Consider the following 20,172-nt stretch of genomic DNA (forward strand, 5'->3'; position numbering starts at 1 on the left):
GAAGGATTCGAACCTTCGAAGGCAGAGCCGTCAGATTTACAGTCTGATCCCTTTGGCCGCTCGGGAACCCCTCCACAAGTGCGAGGCGCATACTAACAGATCTTCTGATTTTGGAAACCCCCAAGCAGGATTTTTCCATTAAAAGAATTGGATTTGTGGCCGATAACCAATGAAATCGCCATTTTCGAGAGTTATCTCATGCTGCCCAGTTCAATCCGTAATCACCTGCTCGTTGATGAGGGCCAGTTGGGGCAGCGCCTCAACCATGACCTGCAGCATGGTGATCGGGCGGATTTCCGGTTGCATCTGGCCTTGCTGACTGATGCGGTGGAGGAGCAGCCCTGGTTTGATGCCAAACCGGCGGCCACACCCCAGAGTCGTGACTGGCGTCTGCACTTTGCGCTGAGACCGGCAGAGGTGCTGGTGGCTGAAGGGGCGGGGAGTGACTGCAGTGCCATCAATGAGCGGTTGCAGCAAGGGGGGAGTATGGTGGATGTACGACTCTGGTTGGCGCTGCAAACACCGCCGCTGGCGGTCAAACAGCCGCTGCTGGATGATGCTGTCTACGACAACCTGTCGCCGCTGGCGCGGGAGCGGTTACAAGGAAAGCTGGCCGATATGCCACGCCAGGAGGATCCGCTGGTATTGTTGCCGCTCCTCGATCGTTTGCAAGAGGGGGTGGATGCCCGGTTGCACTGGCTCAGTTGATGGCGCCTATTCACTGGCGTAGTGCTGTGCTTGTCGGTAAATCACAGGCAACAAAAAGGCGGGTGACCCCGCCTTTATGCTCTTTAGAATTTTTAGCCTTGCGGCATGCTATCAAGCGTCAGCTTCATCCGGTTGTGGCTGCTCTTTGAGCGCTGCGTTGGCACGACGGGCAATCGGCTTCTCGGTGTGACGATTAAGTTGGCGCTCCAGTTTTTGCCCCAGTTCGTTGATGGCGGCGTAGAGATCCTCATGTTCTGCCTGGGCAAACAGTTTGCCGTTGGGGATGCCAGCACTGGCTTCGACAATGAACATCAGACGCTCTTTGGAAACAATCACATGGGGTGTGATGAGAGGCACCTGAAGACGTTCGAGCTTTTCAAAACGGGATTCGATGCGCTCGCGGATAGCCGGGGTGATGTCGATGATTTTGCTGGTAATTTCGATTTTCATATTGGCCCCCTTCGGGTCGTCTTGCTTGTGTCTTCACCTTCAGATTACTCATTGGCAAAGATTGAAATGTGATCTATGTCACATAAACTTCCCTTGGCTATTCAGCAACTTATAAATTGTGATCTTTTCCGGTTTCGTGCCAAAAACAGCTTGAGCTCCATGAAACTGGCAGGCAGTATGACGGGAATAGGATCGTTTCTGTCCCTTCTTGGCAGCACTTCGTGTCGACCTCATGTCCGGTTTTCACTGCTTGATATCGCATGTTTGTACTCTTCCCTCGCAACCTCTGATCTGATGAGCGGATGCAGGGGGCGTTGCTATGCCTGATTGGACATCAAACGTGGTTGGTTGTTGTGTTGGAGTGGTAAATGAAGCAGCAAGCCACGCAAGTCATGTGGTTTTTCGATCGGCAACATGATCAGTGGAGTCTCTCTGATCAGGGGGCCTACCAGCAGTGGCAAGGGGAGGGCAATCATCCCTGGGCCGCTCGCCTGTTACCGGAAGATGAGGAAGGCTTTGCCGATTTTCTTGTCCGGCTTCATGAATCACATCTGCCTGAACAGTTCATCGGTCATCTGAAGGATGATCGGGGGCAGCTCAACCATGTGCTCTGGAGCGGGCAGTTTGTGCCCACCCAGCAGATCTGCTGTGGCTGGCTGGCCCCTCTTGATACCGCCAACAGTGCGGTCTCCTCTCTCAACCTCTCTTTGCCGTTGCTGCAAACCACCCTGCTAACCCAGTTGGCGCAGGCGCTCTCTGCCCGCACCGGGCTCGATTTCTTCAATACCCTGGTCAGTCAGCTGGCCCATATCCTCAAGGTGGATGCGGTCTGGGTGGGGGAGTTGTGCGGTGCCGACCGGGTCAAAGTGCTGGCTGCCGACGGGCTGACGCTTAAAGACTACCCGCTGGCGGGCTCCCCCTGTCAGGAGCTCTACAAGCAAGGGGCCATCTGTTTCGAGGTGATTGACGAGTCGCAGGAGTATCAACCCTGGCTGGCGGCCGGGCAGACTTATTATGGTCAGCCGCTATTTGATGCCAGAGGCCAACTTCTGGGCCATCTGGCGCTGCTCTATTCGGCCCCGGCAGATACCAGCAACCTCACCTCGGTGCTCAATACCTTCTCGGTACGGATGGTAGCCGAGCTGGAGCGACTGCAATCCGATGCCCAGATGCGCCTCTCTGCCGTTGCATTCGAGACCCACGAAGGGATCATCATCACGGATCCGGGGTTCAAGATCCTGCGGGTCAACAACGCCTTCAGCCAGATCACCGGTTTTGACAGCCACTCCGTACTGGGTCTGCAGCTGGAAGAGGATCTCTGGCCCAATCTTGGAGGGCTGGGCTACGAGCTCAACCCTCTCAACCGCTGGCAGGGAGAAACTCTGCGTCGTCATGCCGATGGTCACACCTACCCCCAGTGGGAGATAGTGACGCCGGTGCAGGATGAAAAAGGGGTGATCAGCCACTTTGTCATCTGCTTCGAGGATATCTCCGAGCGCAAGGCGGCCGAGCGACGCATTCAGGATCTCGCTTATTACGACGAGCTGACCGGGTTGCCCAATCGTCGTCAATTGCATGAAACCCTGGTACAGACGTTCAATGAGGCGATCCGAAACGGCCTGATTGGCGCGCTGCTCTTTATCGATCTCGATCACTTCAAGACCATCAACGACTCCCTCGGCCACGCCACCGGTGACTGGCTGCTCAAAGAGGTCGCCGCCCGTCTCAAACGGCTGGTGCGGCAAGGGGATTGCCTGGCGCGTCTCGGCGGTGACGAGTTTGTACTGCTGCTGCCATCGCTCTCGGCCAGCCCGCCCCAGGCAGAGATGCAGGCTGATATTATTGCCGAGCGTCTCATCACCGAGATTGCCGCTCCTTATACCTATGCAGGTCAGGTGCTGCACATCGGCGCCAGCGTCGGTATCACCCTGTTTCCGGATCGGGAGCAGGGGGTCGATGATCTGCTCAAGCAGGCAGATACTGCCATGTATCAGGCCAAGTCCGCTGGTCGCAAGACCCGTCGTTTCTTCGATGCCTCGATGCAGCAACAGGCGGATCGCCGTCTGCTTATTCACAACGAATTGCGTAACGCCCTCAGTCAGCAGGAGCTGACCCTTTACTATCAGCCGCAGCATATGGTGGACGGCGGTGACATCATTGGTGTCGAGGCGCTGATCCGCTGGCAACCTGCCGGTCGCTCGCTGGTCTCGCCAGCCGAGTTTATTCCCATCGCCGAGGAGACGGACCTGATTGTCGACATCGGCAACTGGGTGCTTTATGAGGCCTGCGCCCAGTATGTGCTGTGGGAAGAGAATGGTATCCACATTCCGCAGATCTCGGTCAACGTGAGCGCCAAGCAGTTCCACGCCACCGATTTTGTCGAGCGGATCCATGATGTGCTGGCGCAAACCGGCATGGATCCGGCCTGCCTCAATCTGGAGATCACCGAATCCGTGGTACTGGGTCATGCCGAGGACACCATCAGCAAGATGACCGAGCTCAAGGGACTCGGCATCAGCTTTGCCATCGACGATTTTGGTGCCGGCTACTCCTCCCTGAGCTACCTCAAGCGGCTGCCAGCCGATGAGCTCAAGATCGACCGCTCCTTCATTCAGGATATCCCGAAAGATGGCGACAACATGGCCATCGTCGAGGCGGTGATCGCCATGGCTCGGCACATGGGGTTCAACGTCACGGCAGAAGGGGTGGAGTCCCGTCAGCAACTGGAGTTTCTCAAGGCGCAGGGGTGCAGCTTCTATCAGGGCTATCTCGCCTCCAAGCCGCTGCCGGTGCCCTATCTGGAGAAATATGTACAGCGGCTGACCAGACCGGAACAGCTACGCGAAATGCAGATGAGCGATGCAGAAAAATAGTCCCTTCTCCCCGCTGTAGCACTGCCCGGCAACGGGTAGAATGAGTGGCAGTAGACCCGCCGCCACCGGGCGGTGTATTGCCCTCAATGGAGATGCTCAGTGAAAGCTGTATGGGGAATTGTTTTGTCGGCGCTGTTCGTGCCGACCCTGATGGCACAGACTGCCGACCAGACGCTCTACCGTCAGGCGTATGACGCCGTACGGGCCAATGATCAGGCCCGTTTCCAGCAAATTCGTGCCCGTTTGACCCACTACCCCCTGCTCCCTTACCTCGATTACTATCAGCTCGCCTTTCGTCCGGGGGCGGCGGATTACAACGATGTGACCCGCTTTATCCGCCAGCATGGGGATACCCCCCAGTCCAACCGGCTGGAGCGCAGTTATCTGACCTATCTGGCCCAGAGCCAGCAGTGGTCGCAGTTCCTGCGCTTCTATCCGGCCAAGCCGAGCTCCACCGACCTGCTCTGCATGCACTATCAGGCGCTCTATTATACCGGCAAGCCGAAAGAGGCGTTGCAGGGGGCGGGCAAGATCTGGATGAGTGGTCAATCGCGCCCCGATGCCTGCTCCCCGCTGTTCCAGCTGTGGCAGGCATCCGGTCAGCGTACCCAGGAGAAGATCTGGCAGCGGATGACGCTGGCGTTCGAGGCGGAAAACCCCAACCTGATCCGCCACCTTGGCGCGACCTTGGGTAGCGGCTTGCAAAGCTATGGCGATCAGATGGTGACCCTGTTCGAACAGCCCGCAAAGGCGATGAACCCGGCCTATTTCAGCAATAACCCCTATTCCCGCAAGCTGCTCTCCCTCGGTTTGACTCGCTATGCCAATCAGGAGCCGGAGTCGGTGCTGCGCCAGCTGGCGCTGTTTCGCACCCGTTTTGGCCTGACCCAGGCCGAGGTGAAACCGGTAGAGCGTGCCATTGCCCGCCGCCTGCTGCTGGATCGCTCCATTGCCCAGCGCAGCTGGGTCAATAGCACGGTGAAAAAGCTGGCGGATCCCGACATTACCGAGCTGCGGGCGCGACTGGCCATCTGGGAGCAGGATTGGCGTGGCCTCTCCGGCTGGGTGAAGATGATGCCGATGGCCCGTCAGAAAGAGGATCGCTGGCGCTACTGGATGGCGCGCTCCCTTGAAGTGCAGGGGCAGCAAAAACCGGCGCGGGATCTCTATCTGGAGACTGCCAACCTGCGCGGTTTCTACGGTTTCATGGCGGCCCAGCGCACTGGGGTGCCCTATCGCATCAAGAACCAGAGCGTCAAGCATGTACCGGACTGGCGTACTGCCAGCCAGCGCTGGCCCTTCCTGTTGCGGGTGCGCGAGCTTTTGTCGATGAACGAGATTGCAGCGGCCCGCTCGGAGTGGATCCACAACATGGATCGCAATCCGGTGGCCCAGCGTATCGAGTTTGGTCATATCGCCCTCAATCAGGGGTGGCATGAGCTGGCCATTCTCGCCAGCATTCGCGCCGAAGCGTGGGATGCTCTCGACCTGCGCTTCCCGCTGCCGCTCAAACGCACCTTCTCCCAGATGGCGCAAGAGCGCACCATGAACACCAGTCTGCTCTATGCCATCTCCCGTCAGGAGAGTGCCCTCTATCCGCTGGCCCAGTCGCCGGTGGGGGCGCGCGGTCTGATGCAGCTGATGCCTGCGACTGCCAAAGAGACCGCCGGCAAGCTGGGGGTGCCCTATCGCAACGAGCAGCAACTGTTTGATCCGACCATGAATATTCGTCTGGGGAGCGCCTATCTCAAGCGCTTGCTGGATGTCTATGACGGCAACCGGATCCTGGCAGCGGCCGCCTACAATGCCGGGCCGGGACGGGTAAAACGCTGGCGAGAGCAGAGTGACAACAAGCCGATGGACGTGTGGGTCGAGAGCATTCCCTACAAGGAGACCCGTAACTACGTGCAAAACGTGTTGTCGTTCGATCTCATCTATCAGCACAAGTTGCAGCAGCCGCTGCGCTTTATGTCAGATCGGGAGCTCAATCACGCCTATTGAGTCGGGGGCCGCCAGCCGGCCCCTGTTTTCAAATTGCCCTGCCGACGGGTATCATCGGGTAAGGTTTTGTTACCAAAGGAAACATGCCCGGTGACCTGGCTCCGGGAATTGCATCAGGCCGCAGGGTATACTCAGGCGTCGGCACCGACAGGTTCCCCCACAATAAAGGAATGGATAGTGGCAACGATTAAAGACGTTTCTCAGCTGGCAAATGTGTCTATCTCCACCGTGTCGCGGGTTATCAACAACACGGCACAGGTAGCACCGGAAAAGCGTGAGGCCGTACTGGCGGCCATGAAGGAACTGAATTTTCGACCCAACAGTTTTGCCCAGGCTCTGGTCAGCAAGCGTTCCAACTGCATTGGCGTGCTGGTTGGTGACCTCTGCGGCGGCCCCTTCTTTGCCCAGATGATGCGTGGCATCGAAACCATGGTCGATCAGGCCAACAAGTTCACCATCGTCATGTCTGGCAACCACGATATCGCCCGCGAGCGTCACGCCATTCAGGCGCTGCTGCAGCGCCAGTGCGATGCGCTGATCCTCCACAGCAAGGCGCTCCCGGACGAGGAGCTAAGTGAGCTGGCGGCTGGCTCTACCCCCATCGTTTTCATCAACCGTCAGGTGCCGGGCTTTGAGGATCGCTGCGTCTGGCTCGACAACAAGGCGGGGATCACCACTGCGTGCCAGCACTTACTGGATGCCGGTCATCGCAAGATCGCTTTTATCACCTCCGATGATGAAGAGTTTGTCGATGGTCAGCAGCGGATGGCCGGTTACACCCAGACCCTGGCCAGAGCCGGGATCGCTTTTGATCCCGCTCTCGTCAGCCGCGCCTTTGCCGACGAAAATGGCGGCTATGTGGCGATGAGTGAACTGCTGGCCCGTGGTGTCGAGTTCACTGCCGTGCTCGGTTTCAACGACGGTATGGTGGCGGGGGCGATCTCTTGTCTGCTTGAGCGGGGTTACAAGATCCCGCAGCAGGTATCGGTGGTGGGGTTCGACGATATCCCTTACGCCCGCTACATCTATCCCAAGCTCACCACGGTACGTTACCCCATCGAGGAGATGGGCAGCCGTGCTGCCGAGCTGGCGCTGCGCCTGCTCGATCACAAGCCGGTGGACGGCCTGGCGCTCAAGTTTGAAGCCCAGTTGGTGGAGCGTGAGTCAGTCGCCTGACGTGCGTCAGACAGTGAACAACAAGGTGGCCCCATCGGGGCCACACTATTTTCTGCGTTATCTGAATAATCCGCCGTTTATCCCGCCAGGGCGATCCGCTGCTGGCGGCGTGCCTCTACCCCTTCTGCCACCATATCGAGCAGCCGCCTTGTCTGTTCCCAGCCGATGCAGCTATCGGTGATCGACTGGCCGTAGCGCAGCGGTTTGCTGTCAATCTCCTGACGTCCTTCGCAGATAAAACTTTCCACCATGATGGCGGTGATGGCATTGCTACCTGCGCCCAGCTGGTCGGCGATATCTTGGGCAACCAGCAGCTGGCGGGCATGTTGTTTCTGGCTGTTGCCGTGGCTGCAATCGACCATCAGGCGAGGGGATAGATGGTGCTGGCGCAGCAGCTCACCAGCCTCAGCCACATGATGGCTCTGATAGTTGGGATGGCTGCCACCGCGCAGGATCAGGTGACCATCGGGGTTGCCATGGCTGCGCACCAGTGCCAGCTGGCCATCACCTGAAGGTTGGGTATAGAGGTGGGCTGCCCGGCTGGCGAGGATCGCCTCGACCGCGATCCGGATATTGCCGTCGGTGCCGTTTTTAAAACCGATGGGGCAGGGGAGGGCGGAGGCCAGTTGGCGGTGGAGCTGGGATTCGGTGGTGCGGGCGCCGATGGCACCCCAGCTGATGAGATCCCCCAGATAGAGCATGCTGGTGAGATCGAGAAATTCGGTGGCACAGACGAGCCCTTCCTGTCCAAGTGCCAGCAGTAACTCCCGGGCCTGGGATAGGCCTTTTTCCAGTCGATCGCTGCCATCGAGGTCGGGATCGAAGATAAATCCTTTCCAGCCGAGCGTCGTGCGCGGCTTTTCGAAATAGGTGCGCATCACCAGTTGCAGCTGCTCCCCGTATTGGCCCTGCAGTTCAGCGAGCTGGCCACCATAGTCGCGGGCGGCAGCCGGATCGTGAATGGAGCAGGGGCCGATCACCAGCAGCAGGCGATCATCCTCTCCCTGCAGAATATGGCGGGCTTGCTGGCGGCTGCGAGTGATCTGGCGAGCGAGCCGTGCCGGACAGGGTCTGGCCTTTAACATCTCGTCAGGGGTGGGCAGGGTGGCAAGGGGTGAAGCATTCAGAAGTGAGGTGAACATGAGCGATCCTGATGAAAATGGAAATCTGCATGCTCTTTGCTGTCCAGTGGGGATCTTCCCCTTATTCTCTTGGTTAACAGAGCGCGGGCATGGGCCCGCGCTCTGTTATACAGGTCTTGGCTACCTTAGAAGCGGGCTGAGCCGCTGACGTAGTAGCTGCGACCCGGTTCGACGTTCTGGAAGAGGGTGTCTTTCTCTTGCAGGCGCACGTCGGTCAGGTTGTTGATCCCCAGTCGCAGGTCAAAGTTCTCTGTGACCTTGAAGCCGGTGCCGAGATCAAAGGTCTGATAGCTGGGCAGCTTGTGCAGTACGACAACCTTGTTGACGGTCTGCTCGGCAAACTGGGTGCCGGTGTAGGTGGTGCCGACAAAGGCATTTACCCGCTCGGTGGCCTGCCAGGTGATCTTGGCGTTGGCCTTGTGCTCCGGCCGCTCGGGCAGAGCCTGACCCTGATCGCCTTCAGCCTTGAGGTAGGTGTAGTTGGCGCCGAGGTTGATATCGTCGGTCAGATCGAGCTTGCCGGTCAGCTCCAGCCCCTTGGTGGTGGCCTTCTCCAGGTTGTACCAGGTGCGGTCAGTGGAGCTCGGCAACTGCTTGAAGGTGAGCATGTCGTCGATGTCGGAGTAGAACAGGGTGGCGCTGGTTTCCCAGCTCCCTTCTCCTGCGATGACACCCAGCTCGTAGTTGGTGCTGGTTTCCGGCTTGACCTTGTCACTGCCATAGATGCGGCAGCTGCCGCCGCAGCTCTCGATGCTGTAACCGTTGGAGTACTGGTGTGGTGCCGGTGCCTTGAAGGCCTGGCTGACCCCGCCCTTGACAGTCACCACATCGTTCATCTCATAGACCAGATAGCCGCGCGGGGTGAAGTGGCTGCCGTAGATCTCGTGGTGATCGTAACGGCCGCCCAGCGTGAAGGTCAGGCTGTCGGTCAGGCCGATCTCGTCCTGAGCGAACAGCGCCTCCTGGGAGTGACTCTCTTTGCCGCCGATATCCTTGTAGCTCACCGCATCCACCAGCTCCCGATCCAGATATTCACCACCCAGGGTCAGGTAGTGGTTGGCCAGCGCCAGGTTGGTGTAGCCCTTGAGGGTCAGGGTGTTCTCTTCCAGCTCCCGTTGCTGCGGGGCAGAGTAGCTGGTGTTGAAGTCGTCGATCTGGGAGGTCTCGTAGTTGGCCATGACGGTGGTGTCACCCCAGCTCCAGTTCCCCTTGTGGGTCAGACCAAACAGGTTGCGATCGTTTTGCTGCTGGCGGCTGTGCACCTTGTTGCCGGTTTTGCGGAAGATATCGAGAGGCCGCTCATCCTGGTTGTAGAGGTAATCCAGCTCGAAGCGCTGCTGCTCATCCACCAGCCAGCTCAGGGTGGAGGCGAAGTTGCGGGTCTGTTTGGCTTCGATAAGGGGGATGCCGTCAGCAGCTTCGGTGGGGGTCCAGGCTTGACGGTCATACACCTCGCCGTTCATCCGGATCAGCAGGTTGTCGGTCAGCGGGCCGGTAAAGCCCAGGTTGGTTCTGTGCTGATCGCCGCCATCCTTGCCCTCGATGGCCTTGAAGTCGGCATCGGCCGCCCCTTGCCAGGTTTTTCCCGGCTGCTTGGTGATGATATTGATGACGCCACCGATGGCATCGGAGCCATAAAGTGCCGACATGGGGCCACGGATCACCTCGACCCGCTGGATCATGCCAAGGGGCACGGGAGTGTTGTCGAAGTTGCCGCCGCGCCACAGGGCATTGGAGGAGGAGAGGCGTTTGCCATCCACCAGTACCAGGGTGTACTTGCCGGACATGCCGCGAATGCCGATATCGCTGCGGCCATTGGTGTCCGCTTCTGCCTGAATGCCCACTTCGTGGCGCAGCAGGTCGGCAAGGTCATTGACCGGTGCGGCGGCGATCTGTTCGGCCGTGATGACAGAGATAGAGGCCGGTGCCGAGCGGGTATTGTGCGCCGTGGTGGTGACGGTGATCACCTCATCGGCTTGAGGGGCGTTGCTGGCGGCGATCGCTTGCTGGGTCAGCAGAGTGACGATGGTGGTGGCCAGCAGGCTGGGAGCAATAAAACGGGAGGTTGAGGATTTCATTATTTACATCTTCCATAATATACAAATGATAAGCGTTATCATTATCAAGTTGAATTTGCTCCGATCGCAACTCTTTTTTATCGGCGAAGCTCAGTTTCGTTCGTCACCCTCTTTTGACTAAAAAGAAGTTAATGAAATTGATTCTCATTTGTATTGATCGTTTTTTCGCTCCTTGTTAGGATGCCGTTCACCCTGATATCTGGTGAGTCAAATGACTCACCTTAAGTCGTGTCAGGCAGTGATTCATTCCAAGGAGTAGCACCGTCATGTGTGACCATGCACTGGAAGGAGAGTGGCCCGCCACAGCGGTCGGGCTGGATAAAGTGTGCTGTTTTGCAAGCGGTGACAGGGTATTGGTCGCCTCCGGTATCCACGACAGTTTTACCGGCATCCCGCCGGAGAAGCTGCTCGCCCATCTGCGTCAGTTGCGCCAGCAGGGGATGGTCAATCCCATCGCCATCGGCGCCATTCCGTTTGATACCCAATACCCCTGGCATCTGGTGATTCCGGCGCAATCGCAGTGGGTCAAACGGGATGCACTGTTACCCACCCGCTGTTGCCAGCTCCATGGCGAGGTGAGCGAAGTAACGGGCGCTGCCCACTATCAGGGGGCGGTGCGAGCGGCGCTGCAGCAGTTCAGCGAGGGTCAGCTCGAGAAGGTGGTGCTGTCGCGCGCCATCGACGTGCAGAGCGCAGAGCAGACCTCACCCGCACACGCCTATGGCTCTCTGCTGGCCCAGAATCCGGGCGCCTATGTGTTCCAGATCCCGCTGCCGGAGGGGGAGACCCTGCTTGGTGCGAGCCCCGAGCTGCTGGTATCGCGCAGCGAGATGGCGGTGGTGAGCAATCCGCTGGCGGGCTCCCGTCCGCGCCACGCGTTTTCCGATCAACAGGCAGCCAGTGCCGAACTGCTGGGGGCCCAGAAAGATCGCTATGAACATGCGCTGGTGGCAGATGCGGTCGCTGAGGCCCTAGCTCCCTTCTGCCGCGAGCTGGATGTCCCTCTGGAGCCGCAGGTGATCGCCACTCCTACCATGTGGCACCTCTCGACCCGCATCGCCGGGCGGCTCCATGACCCCTCTCCCGTGCTGGCACTGGCGTTGGCGCTGCACCCGACACCGGCGGTATGCGGCACGCCGCTCTCGGCTGCGCGTCAGACCATCGCCCGGCTTGAGGGGTACGATCGCCGTTTCTACTGTGGTGCCGTCGGCTGGATGGATGCCGATGGCAATGGCGAGTGGGTGGTCACCATCCGCTGTGGCGTGCTGGCCGGCAAGCAGCTGCGGCTCTATGCCGGTGCCGGGGTGGTGGTGGGCTCCTCGCCGGAAGCAGAGTGGCAAGAGACCGCCGCCAAACTCGGCACCATGCTGCGGGCGTTTGGCCTCGAAAGCCGGGAGCCGGAGGTAACTGCATGAAGCCGCTGGTGCCCTTTACCCCCTGGCCCGCCGAGCTGGCAGCCCACTACCGGGCACAAGGGTGGTGGCGCGGACAACCGCTCACCGCCCTGCTCGATGAATCTGCCGAACGTTATCCCGAGCGCACGGCCCTGATCTGCGGGGAACGCACTCTCAGTTATGGCCAGTTAAAGCGTGAGGTCGATGCGCTGGCGGTGCGGCTGGCAGTGCGCGGGCTGGGCCATGGCGATACCGCTCTGGTGCAGTTGCCCAACTGCGCCGAGTTCTATATCTGCTGGTTTGCCCTGATCCGCTGCGGTGTGGTGGCGGTGCATGCCCTCTACAGCCACCAGCGGCGCGAGCTGGTGGCCTTTGCCCGCCAGATTGAGCCCGCCTTGCTGGTACTCAGCCCCTCGCATCCCGGCTTTGCCGGTGAAGCGGGGAGCCTCGCGGCCCTTGATGAGCGGGTATATCCCTCCTGCCAGACACTGCTGTTCGAGCAGGCAGAAGGCTCCGATCTTCAGTCAGGATTTGCATGGTGTCAGCCTGACCCCATAGCCCGTGCTGATGGTTCGCCGCTGACGGCCATCGCGCCAACTCCTACCCCAGCCGATCAGGTCGCCTTTTTCCAGCTCTCCGGCGGCAGCACCGGCACTCCCAAACTGATCCCCCGTACCCACGATGACTATGGCTACAGCGTGCGCCAGAGCGTGGCGGTGTGTGGTTGGGATGAGCGGGTGATCTATCTCTGCGCCCTGCCGGCGCCCCACAACTTTCCCCTGAGCTCCCCCGGGGCACTCGGAGTGTTTTATGGCGGTGGCTGCGTGGTGCTGGCAAAGGATCCTTCCGCAGCAACCTGTCTGCCGCTGGTGCAGCGCCATCAGGTCAACTGGGCGGCACTGGTGCCACCGGCTCTGGCGCTTTGGCTGGAGGCGGCCAGCCACTATCCGCAGACCTCTCTGGAGTGTGTGCAGGTGGGCGGTGCGCGCCTCAGCCCGGCTCATGCCGAGGCGGTGGCGAGCCGCCTTGGTTGCCGTTTGCAGCAGGTGTTTGGCATGGCAGAGGGGCTGGTCAACTACACCCGCATCGAGGATGACCAGTGGCACATCGTCAATACCCAGGGCCGTCCGATGAGCCCGGGCGACGAGGTGGAGGTGCGAGACAGCGACGGGCACCCCTTGCCTGATGGCGAGTGCGGCGAGCTCTGGACGCGTGGCCCCTACACCTTTCGCGGTTACTTCAAGGCCGATGCCCACAATCAGCGTGCCTTCGACCGGGACGGTTTCTACTGCACCGGCGATCTGGTCTGCCGCTTGCCCGGCGGTCATCTGATAGTGGTGGGGCGCAACAAGGATCAGATCAACCGGGGTGGGGAGAAGATCGACGCCCTCGAGATTGAAGAGCTGTTGCTGACCCACCCGGAGGTGCGGCAGGCGGCGCTGGTCGCCATGCCGGATCCCATGCTCGGGGAGCGCAGCTGCGCCTTTTTGATGTGCCGCGAGCCCCTCAATCTGCCCCGCTTGCGCCGTTTCCTGCGCGAGCAGGGGGTGGCCGATTACAAACTGCCCGATCGCCTGGTGCTGGTGGAGCAACTGCCCCACACCCCGGTCGGCAAGATAGACAAACAGACGCTGCGCGAGCAGCTCGCCAAGGAGTGTGCATGACCATTCAATCCCTCGCCGCCTACCCGCTGCCTACCGCTGAGGAGCTGCCAACCGGGCGGGTGAACTGGCCCTTCGAACCGGGCCGCGCCGCCTTGCTGGTCCACGATATGCAGCACTATTTCGTCGATTTCTACGGGCCGGACAATCCGCTGATCAATCAGGTCATCGACCATATCGCCACCCTGATCCGTCAGGCGCGAGCTCTTGGCATGCCGGTGGTCTATACCGCCCAGCCTGCCGAGCAGAGCCTGGCCGATCGGGCGCTACTTAACGACATGTGGGGGCCGGGACTGACCCGGGCGCCGGAGCGTCAGCCGATTGTTCCGGCGCTGGCACCCGAGCCGCAGGATACGGTGCTGACCAAGTGGCGCTACAGCGCTTTTTGTCGCTCACCGCTGGCGGAGCTGATGGCCGGATGGGGGCGGGATCAGCTGGTGATCTGTGGCATCTACGGTCATATCGGGGTGATGCAGACGGCGGTCGATGCCTTTATGCGTGATATCCGCCCCTTCCTGGTGGCTGATGCCATCGCCGACTTTTCCCGCGAGGATCATCTGCTGGCGCTCTCCTATGTCAGCCGCAATGCCGGTCGGGTGATCACCGTGGCCGAGGTGATGGCGGTCAGCAAACGCCCTCTGACCCGGGAGTCGCTGCGTGCTCAGGTGCTGGCGCGGCTGCCCGCCGAGATGCAGCAGGAGCAGCCCACCGAGGATGACAACCTGCTCGACTACGGTCTCGACTCGCTGGCTGTGATGGGGCTGGTGGAAGAGTGGCGTCAGCAGGGGCTGGTGGTGGAGCTGGCCGAGCTGGCCCGCACGCCGACCCTGGCTCACTGGTGGGCGCTCCTCTCCCGTCAGCTTCACGTCAGTCAGGCCACGGCTTATCAGGCCAACGAAGAGCACGTCAGCGAACCGGAGTGCACCCTATGAGTGAGTGGCAAGGCAGAACCGTCTGGGTGACCGGCGCAGCGCAGGGAATTGGCCATGCGGTGGCACGCACCTTTGCCGAGGCGGGGGCCAGCGTGGTGGCGTTCGATCGGCAACTGGCCGAGGCGCTGCCCGGCAACGTGAGGGAGGTGACTCTCGACGTGAGCGACAGCGAAGCCGTGACCCGCGGCTGCGAACAGCTGCTGGATGAGGGGGTGGGGCCCGATGTGCTGGTCAATGTCGCCGGCGTACTGGCGACCGGCAGGCTCGATGAGGTGGATGATGCCCTCTTGCAGCGCACCTTCGCCATCAACACCTTCGCCCCCTTCTATCTGATGCGGGCCCTGACCCCCTGGTTTCAGGGGCGGCGCAGGGGCGCCATCGTCAATGTCTCCTCCAATGCCGGTCGGGTGCCGCGAGTGGGGATGGGCATCTATGGTGCCTCCAAGGCGGCGCTGACCAGCCTTACTCAAACGGCAGGGCTGGAACTTGCCCCCTATGGGGTGCGCTGCAATCTTGTGTCGCCGGGCTCGACCCGTACCCCGATGCTGTACGGCATGTGGCAGGAGGGGGATGCGGTGCAGCAGGAAGGAGAGCTGCGCACCATCGCGGGCCTGCCCGGGCAGTTCAAGCTGGGGATCCCCCTTGGCAAATTGGGAACACCCGACGAGGTGGCTGCCTGCGTGCTGTTTCTCGCCTCCGATGCCGCCAGCCATATCACCTTGCAGGATCTGGTGGTCGATGGCGGTGCCACCCTGGGGGTCTAGCCCGCGCACTGCCGATCGGGCAGGCGTGACACTCTCTTTATGGAGGAGGCCTGGCCTCCTCGCTTCTCAGCCATGCGGGCAGGGGCAAGCCGCTGCCCGCTCGATGTTTGCGCAAGGACATTCCCATGGAACAGACAATGGCGATGCGCGCCACCCACCAGCGTGGTGAGCACCCGCGCTGGCCGCTAACCACCGCTCAGGCGGGTATCTGGTTTGCCCAGCAAAAATACCCGCAGAGCCCCGCCTGCAACACCGGCGAGTACTGGCTGCTGGAGGGGGCGCTGGCTCCTCATCACTTCACCCGCGCGGTGCGCCAGACCATTGACGAGACCCCCGGTCTGCACTGCGCCTTTGTGGCTACTGCCGATGGCCCGCAAATGGTGGCCAACCCCGCCTGCTGGCAGCTGACCGAGCGGGATCTGCGCAGCGAGGCCGACCCGCTCGCAGTCGCGCAGGCCGAGATGCGTGCGCAGCTGGCCGTCCCCTTCAATCTGGCCGGGGGGCCGCTGTTTGCCACCACCCTCTATCGCCTTGGCGAGGGGCGGTGGGCCTGGTTTATCGCCGTGCACCATATCGCCATCGACGGCTTTGGCCTGAGCCTGCTCTGCCAGCGGGTGGCGAGCTGGTATGAGGCGCTTTGTGCGGGCGAGCAGCCAGCCCCCTGTCGTTATGCGACCCAGCAGGAGTTGCTGGCCGAGGAGGCGGCCTATCAGGATTCGCCGCGTGCCGCGCGGGATCGCGATTTCTTCGTGCAGCAGCTGGCTGGGGTGGAGAGCCCTGCGTCGCTCTCCCGCCGTCCAGCGCAAGGGCCGGGCCCCACATATCGCCTTGAACTGCGCCTTTCTGGCCGCCAGTGGCAGGCACTGGTGGCTCGGGCGAGTCGTTCGGCCTGTCACCCCTACAGCCTGCTGCTGGCAGCAGTGGCCAGCTATGTGCAGCGGATGAGCGGCGCCGGCGAGGTAGTGCTGGGTATTCCGCTGATGGGGCGACTGGGCTCAGCGGCAGCCGATACCCCCTGCATGAAGGTCAATGTGGTGCCCCTGCGCATTGAACTGAGCGGCACCAGCCGGGTAGGAGAGTTGCTGGCACAGGTTGAGCGGCAATTTGCCGCCCTGCGCCGTCATCAGGGCTGCCGTCAGGAGTGGTTGCAGCAGCGTCAGCCGGGCCAGCCGCTGTTTGGACCTCAGGTCAATCTGATGCCCTTTGCCCGTACCCTCAGCTTTGGTGAAGGACACAACGAAGTTCGTGGCGAGGTGCAGGTGCTGGCGGCGGGGCCGGTGGAGGTGTGCGCCTTCTATTTAGCCGAGGAGGCAGGCGCTATGACCCTGACCCTCGAAGCACATCAGGGGCGCTTCAGCCAACAGGAGAGCGAACGTCATCTGGCCCGGCTGGTAGCCTATCTGGCGGCCTGGAGTGAGGCGGATGACGAGGCCCAGGCAGTGCGCTTGCCGCTGCTGCTGTCCTGTGAGCAGGCTGAGCTGGTGCGCTGGAACCAGACCGACCATCCGTTGCCGACTACCACTCTGAGCGCACTGCTGGCCGAGGGGCTGGCGGCGGCAGATCAGAGCGCCATCGCGCTGGAGTGTGGTACCGAGCGCTGGTCGGTGGCAGAGCTGCGCCAGCGTACCCGCCAGCTGGCCAGCTATCTGGCGGGAAGAGGCGTGGGCCCCGGTTGTCGGGTGGCGGTAGTGATCCCGCGCTCTCCCGAGCTTATTCTCGCCCAGCAGGCCATCATGGCGGTGGGGGCCGTCTATGTACCCGTTGATCCGGACTATCCGGCGGAGCGGATCGGCTACATTCTCGCCAGCAGCGATCCTACGCTGGTGTTGACCTGTCGCACCTTGCGGATGCCGCTCGATGTGGCCGCGCCACTTGTCTGCCTCGATGCCCCCGGTGTGGCAGAGCAGCTGGCGGCGGTAGAGTTGGCAACGATAGCACCTTGTGATCTGCCAGCCCCCAAACCGGAAGATGCGGCCTACATCATCTACACTTCCGGCTCGACCGGTCGGCCAAAAGGGGTGGTGGTGAGCCATGGCGCCATCGTCAACCGGCTGCTCTGGATGCAGCACATGTATCCCATCGGCCCGGCGGATCGGGTGCTGCAAAAGACCCCGGCCGGTTTCGATGTCTCCATCTGGGAGTTCTTCTGGCCCTTTATGACCGGGGCGCGGCTGGTGCTCGCCAAACCGGGCGGCCACAAGGATCCCGCCTACCTTGCCGAGCTGATTGAGCAGGCCGGGATCACCACCTTGCACTTTGTCCCCTCCATGCTGCAGATCTTTGTCACTCAGGCCAAGCCTGCGCGTTGCCAGGCACTGCGGCAGGTCTTCTGCTCCGGCGAGGCGCTGCCCGCCGATCTGGTGCAACGCTGGTATGGAACATTTTCAGCCCCCCTGCACAACCTCTATGGCCCGACCGAGGCGGCGGTGGATGTCACCTGGTATCCCTGCCGGGCAGACGAGGCGGTGACCAGCGTGCCCATCGGCTATCCGGTCTGGAATACCTGTATCCACATTCTCGACCCCTGGTTGCAGCCGGTGCCCCCCGGTGTGGCGGGGGAGCTCTGGATCGGCGGCGTACAGGTGGCGGAGGGCTACTTTGGTCAGCCCGAGCTCACTGCCGAGCGCTTCATTGCCAACCCCTTCGGGGCGGGACGGCTCTATCGCAGCGGCGATCTGGCCGCCTGGCGCGAGGATGGCGCCATCGAGTATCTGGGGCGCCTCGATTTTCAGGTGAAGATCCGCGGCCAGCGCATCGAACTGGAGGAGATCGAACAGGTGCTGCTGCGCCATCCCCGGGTGGCGCAGGCGGTGGTGCTGGCCCCCGAATTTTCCCCCGGCGATCGCCGTCTGGTGGCCTATGTGGTGGCCGCAGATAGTGGCGAGTTGACGCTTGCCGAGTTGGCACCCGCCCTTGGCGCGGCGTTGCCCGACTACATGGTACCGGGGCTCCTGGTAAACCTGGCTGAGCTGCCGCTTACCCCCAATGGCAAGCTGGATCGCAAGGGGTTGCCGCTGCCCGACATGGCGTCGGCGGTGGGTCAGTCACTGCCGAAAACCCTGCTGGAGGAGCGGCTCTGTCGCCTCTTCGCCGAGATACTGGGGCTGGCGCGGGTCGGCGCCGACGATAACTTCTTTGCCCTCGGCGGCCACTCCCTGCTGGCGGCTCAGCTGGTGGTGCGTATTGAGGAATCAATAGGACAGGGTCTCATTCTGGCCAGCCTGTTCGAAGCGCCGAGCCCCGCCCAGCTGGCGCGCCGTCTTGGCGGCGAGCGGGAGGCAATGCCCATGCTGTTGCCCCTGCGGGCGCCCGGTGTGCAGGCCGGTACATCGGGTCCCACCCTCTTTTGTGTCCATCCCGCAGGGGGGCTCGGCTGGTGTTATGCGCCGCTGGTGCCCCATCTGCCAGCCGACATGGCGCTCTATGCCCTGCAGGCGCGAGCGCTCTGCCAACCGGATGCGCCGCTGCCCGCCAGTTTCGACGAGCTGGCCCTCGACTATGTGACCGAGCTGCGTCGTCAGCAGAGCGAGGGGCCCTACTGGCTGCTCGGCTGGTCCCTCGGGGGCATGCTGGTGCACCGGATGGCCGCCATGCTGCAAGAGCAGGGACAAGAGGTGGCCATGGTGCTGCTGCTCGACGCCTACCCCTGCCTGCAGTGGCAGACCCAGCCGCTGCCCGACGAGCAGCGGATGCTCGATGCGCTGCTGCGGATGGGGGGCATTGCGGTTGCGGACGAGGCGCTCGACTCCCTTACTCGCGATGAGGTGGTGGCCCGACTGGGGGCAGAGGGGAGTGCGTTGGCCATGCTCGACGAGCAGGTGGTGAGCGCGATGATTGAGCTGGTGGGCCACAACAACCGGCTAATCCGTCAGCCGGTCGACTACTGCTACCACGGGGAGGTGATCTTTATCGAGGCGTCAGCCTCCCGCCAGCCCTGGCTGGATGGACGCGGTTGGGAGTCGCTGACAAAAGGGGACATCCGCTATGAGCGCTTCCCCTGTCTGCATCAGGAGATGGTGCATCCCGACTGGCTGGCGAAGATCGGCGCTTTTATTTGTGAACGGGTCGATGGGGTCGGGCAACAACCGCACATCCGGCAGGAGGGGGACGCATGACCCCTGTTGCCGCTATCAGGGAAGCTTTGTTGGCGGGCAAACTGGTGGGGCTGGGGGAGCCGCATTGGCACCCGGATTTTATCCGGCGCCAGCACGCCTGGCTCTGTGATCCGGCGCTCTGGGGAGTCATGACCGATCTGGTGCTGGAGTGCGGCAACCGCCGCCATCAAGGCTTGCTCGATGCCTGGCTGACGGGGCAGGAGAGCTGGCAGGGTGAGCCGCTGACGCTGGTACGACTCTATCCGGTCTGGCTCGACTCCTGCGCTTTTCCTGCCTGGATGGCCCCCGAGTTTCCGGCTCTCTTTTCCGCTCTGCGCCAGAGCAATCTGGTGCGCCCTGAACATATGCGGCTGCGGGTGCATCTATGCGAGCCCTTATTCGAGTGGCAGGAGATGAGCCCGGAGCGATGGCAGCAGCACAACAGGGGGCGGGATCAGGCGCTGGCCGACTATCTTCTAACACTTCCCCAGCGCGGCTTGGTGGTGCTGGCGGGGGCGCGTCATCTGCTCAAAGCCGCAGGGGATCCCCATTTTGCGCAGCCGACGCTGGGCCAGTTGCTGGAGGCTGCACGGCCGGGCTGGCTGCAGGTGCTTCACCCCTGGCCAATGGTTGATGGGAAGGGAGATGGGGAAGAGGAGCGGGTGTGCGAGCTGGCCGGGATCGCGACGGCCGACCTCTATCCTCACTGGCCGGCGCATCCGCCGCTGGAGACCCTCATCGATCGGTTGGTGCGCGTGGCTGACCGGGGACGGGAGATGCGAATTTGCCCCACCTTGCAGGCCGAGCCCTGGCGCAGCCGCTTGTTGAGTCGCGCTCACTTGCTGCCAGCTGGCATGGCCAGCCAGCTGCAACAGTGGCTGGCGTAACAGCTGGTTGGC

At 61.8% G+C, this 20,172-nt stretch carries 13 protein-coding genes; 10 read left to right on the top strand and 3 right to left on the bottom strand.

Features of this window, described 5'->3' with window-relative positions:
* The first annotated feature begins 198 nt into the window (after positions 1 to 198).
* Positions 199 to 708, top strand: coding sequence for a VC2046/SO_2500 family protein (locus G5149_RS16410; protein WP_421213006.1), 510 nt, complete (start codon positions 199 to 201; stop codon positions 706 to 708).
* Between the two features lie 111 nt (positions 709 to 819).
* Here G5149_RS16410 and hpf read toward each other — a convergent pair whose 3' ends face one another.
* Positions 820 to 1,158, bottom strand: a complete 339-nt coding sequence (gene hpf, locus G5149_RS16415; RefSeq protein WP_005344457.1) for a ribosome hibernation-promoting factor, HPF/YfiA family — start codon at positions 1,156 to 1,158, stop codon at positions 820 to 822.
* 368 nt (positions 1,159 to 1,526) lie between these two features.
* Between hpf and G5149_RS16420 the strand changes: the two genes are divergently transcribed.
* From G5149_RS16420 to G5149_RS16430, 3 genes are all read left to right on the top strand, one after another.
* Entirely contained in the window at positions 1,527 to 4,031 is a 2,505-nt protein-coding gene (locus G5149_RS16420) for a putative bifunctional diguanylate cyclase/phosphodiesterase (RefSeq protein ID WP_421213009.1), read from the top strand.
* 99 nt (positions 4,032 to 4,130) lie between these two features.
* Complete coding sequence (locus tag G5149_RS16425; protein ID WP_288729132.1) at positions 4,131 to 6,032, top strand: transglycosylase SLT domain-containing protein; 1,902 nt, start codon at positions 4,131 to 4,133, stop codon at positions 6,030 to 6,032.
* Between the two features lie 177 nt (positions 6,033 to 6,209).
* On the top strand, positions 6,210 to 7,208 hold the full coding sequence (locus G5149_RS16430) for a LacI family DNA-binding transcriptional regulator (protein WP_421213011.1): 999 nt from the start codon (positions 6,210 to 6,212) through the stop codon (positions 7,206 to 7,208).
* A gap of 77 nt (positions 7,209 to 7,285) precedes the next feature.
* On the opposite strand, the gene G5149_RS16435 is transcribed toward G5149_RS16430, so the two are convergent.
* Both G5149_RS16435 and G5149_RS16440 read right to left on the bottom strand, forming a co-directional pair.
* Positions 7,286 to 8,350, bottom strand: coding sequence for a 3-deoxy-7-phosphoheptulonate synthase (locus tag G5149_RS16435; RefSeq protein ID WP_076492017.1), 1,065 nt, complete (start codon positions 8,348 to 8,350; stop codon positions 7,286 to 7,288).
* A 125-nt stretch (positions 8,351 to 8,475) separates the two neighbouring features.
* Positions 8,476 to 10,428, bottom strand: a complete 1,953-nt coding sequence (locus tag G5149_RS16440) for a TonB-dependent receptor domain-containing protein (RefSeq protein WP_421213013.1) — start codon at positions 10,426 to 10,428, stop codon at positions 8,476 to 8,478.
* A gap of 266 nt (positions 10,429 to 10,694) precedes the next feature.
* Between G5149_RS16440 and G5149_RS16445 the strand changes: the two genes are divergently transcribed.
* From G5149_RS16445 to G5149_RS16470, 6 genes are all read left to right on the top strand, one after another.
* Positions 10,695 to 11,843, top strand: coding sequence for an isochorismate synthase (locus G5149_RS16445; RefSeq protein ID WP_421213015.1), 1,149 nt, complete (start codon positions 10,695 to 10,697; stop codon positions 11,841 to 11,843).
* Positions 11,840 to 13,486, top strand: a complete 1,647-nt coding sequence (locus G5149_RS16450) for a (2,3-dihydroxybenzoyl)adenylate synthase (RefSeq protein WP_421213017.1) — start codon at positions 11,840 to 11,842, stop codon at positions 13,484 to 13,486. The genes G5149_RS16445 and G5149_RS16450 overlap by 4 nt, the downstream gene beginning before the upstream one ends.
* The gene (locus G5149_RS16455) at positions 13,483 to 14,415 is read left to right on the top strand and encodes an isochorismatase family protein (RefSeq protein WP_042052713.1); all 933 of its coding nucleotides are present in this window, start codon (positions 13,483 to 13,485) and stop codon (positions 14,413 to 14,415) included. The genes G5149_RS16450 and G5149_RS16455 overlap by 4 nt, the downstream gene beginning before the upstream one ends.
* Positions 14,412 to 15,179: a 2,3-dihydro-2,3-dihydroxybenzoate dehydrogenase gene (gene dhbA, locus G5149_RS16460; RefSeq protein ID WP_421213019.1), complete on the top strand. Its 768-nt coding sequence runs from the start codon at positions 14,412 to 14,414 to the stop codon at positions 15,177 to 15,179. The genes G5149_RS16455 and dhbA overlap by 4 nt, the downstream gene beginning before the upstream one ends.
* 125 nt (positions 15,180 to 15,304) lie before the next feature.
* A complete protein-coding gene (locus G5149_RS16465; RefSeq protein ID WP_421213021.1) occupies positions 15,305 to 19,294 on the top strand; it encodes an amino acid adenylation domain-containing protein in 3,990 nt (1,329 codons plus the stop codon).
* Positions 19,291 to 20,160 carry a hypothetical protein gene (locus tag G5149_RS16470; RefSeq protein ID WP_421213022.1) on the top strand — a complete coding sequence of 290 codons (870 nt, stop codon included), beginning with the start codon at positions 19,291 to 19,293 and terminating at the stop codon, positions 20,158 to 20,160. The genes G5149_RS16465 and G5149_RS16470 overlap by 4 nt, the downstream gene beginning before the upstream one ends.
* The last annotated feature ends 12 nt before the right edge of the window (positions 20,161 to 20,172 follow it).

The organism is Aeromonas sp. 600479 (assembly GCF_049175515.1).
GTDB lineage: Bacteria > Pseudomonadota > Gammaproteobacteria > Enterobacterales > Aeromonadaceae > Aeromonas > Aeromonas veronii_A.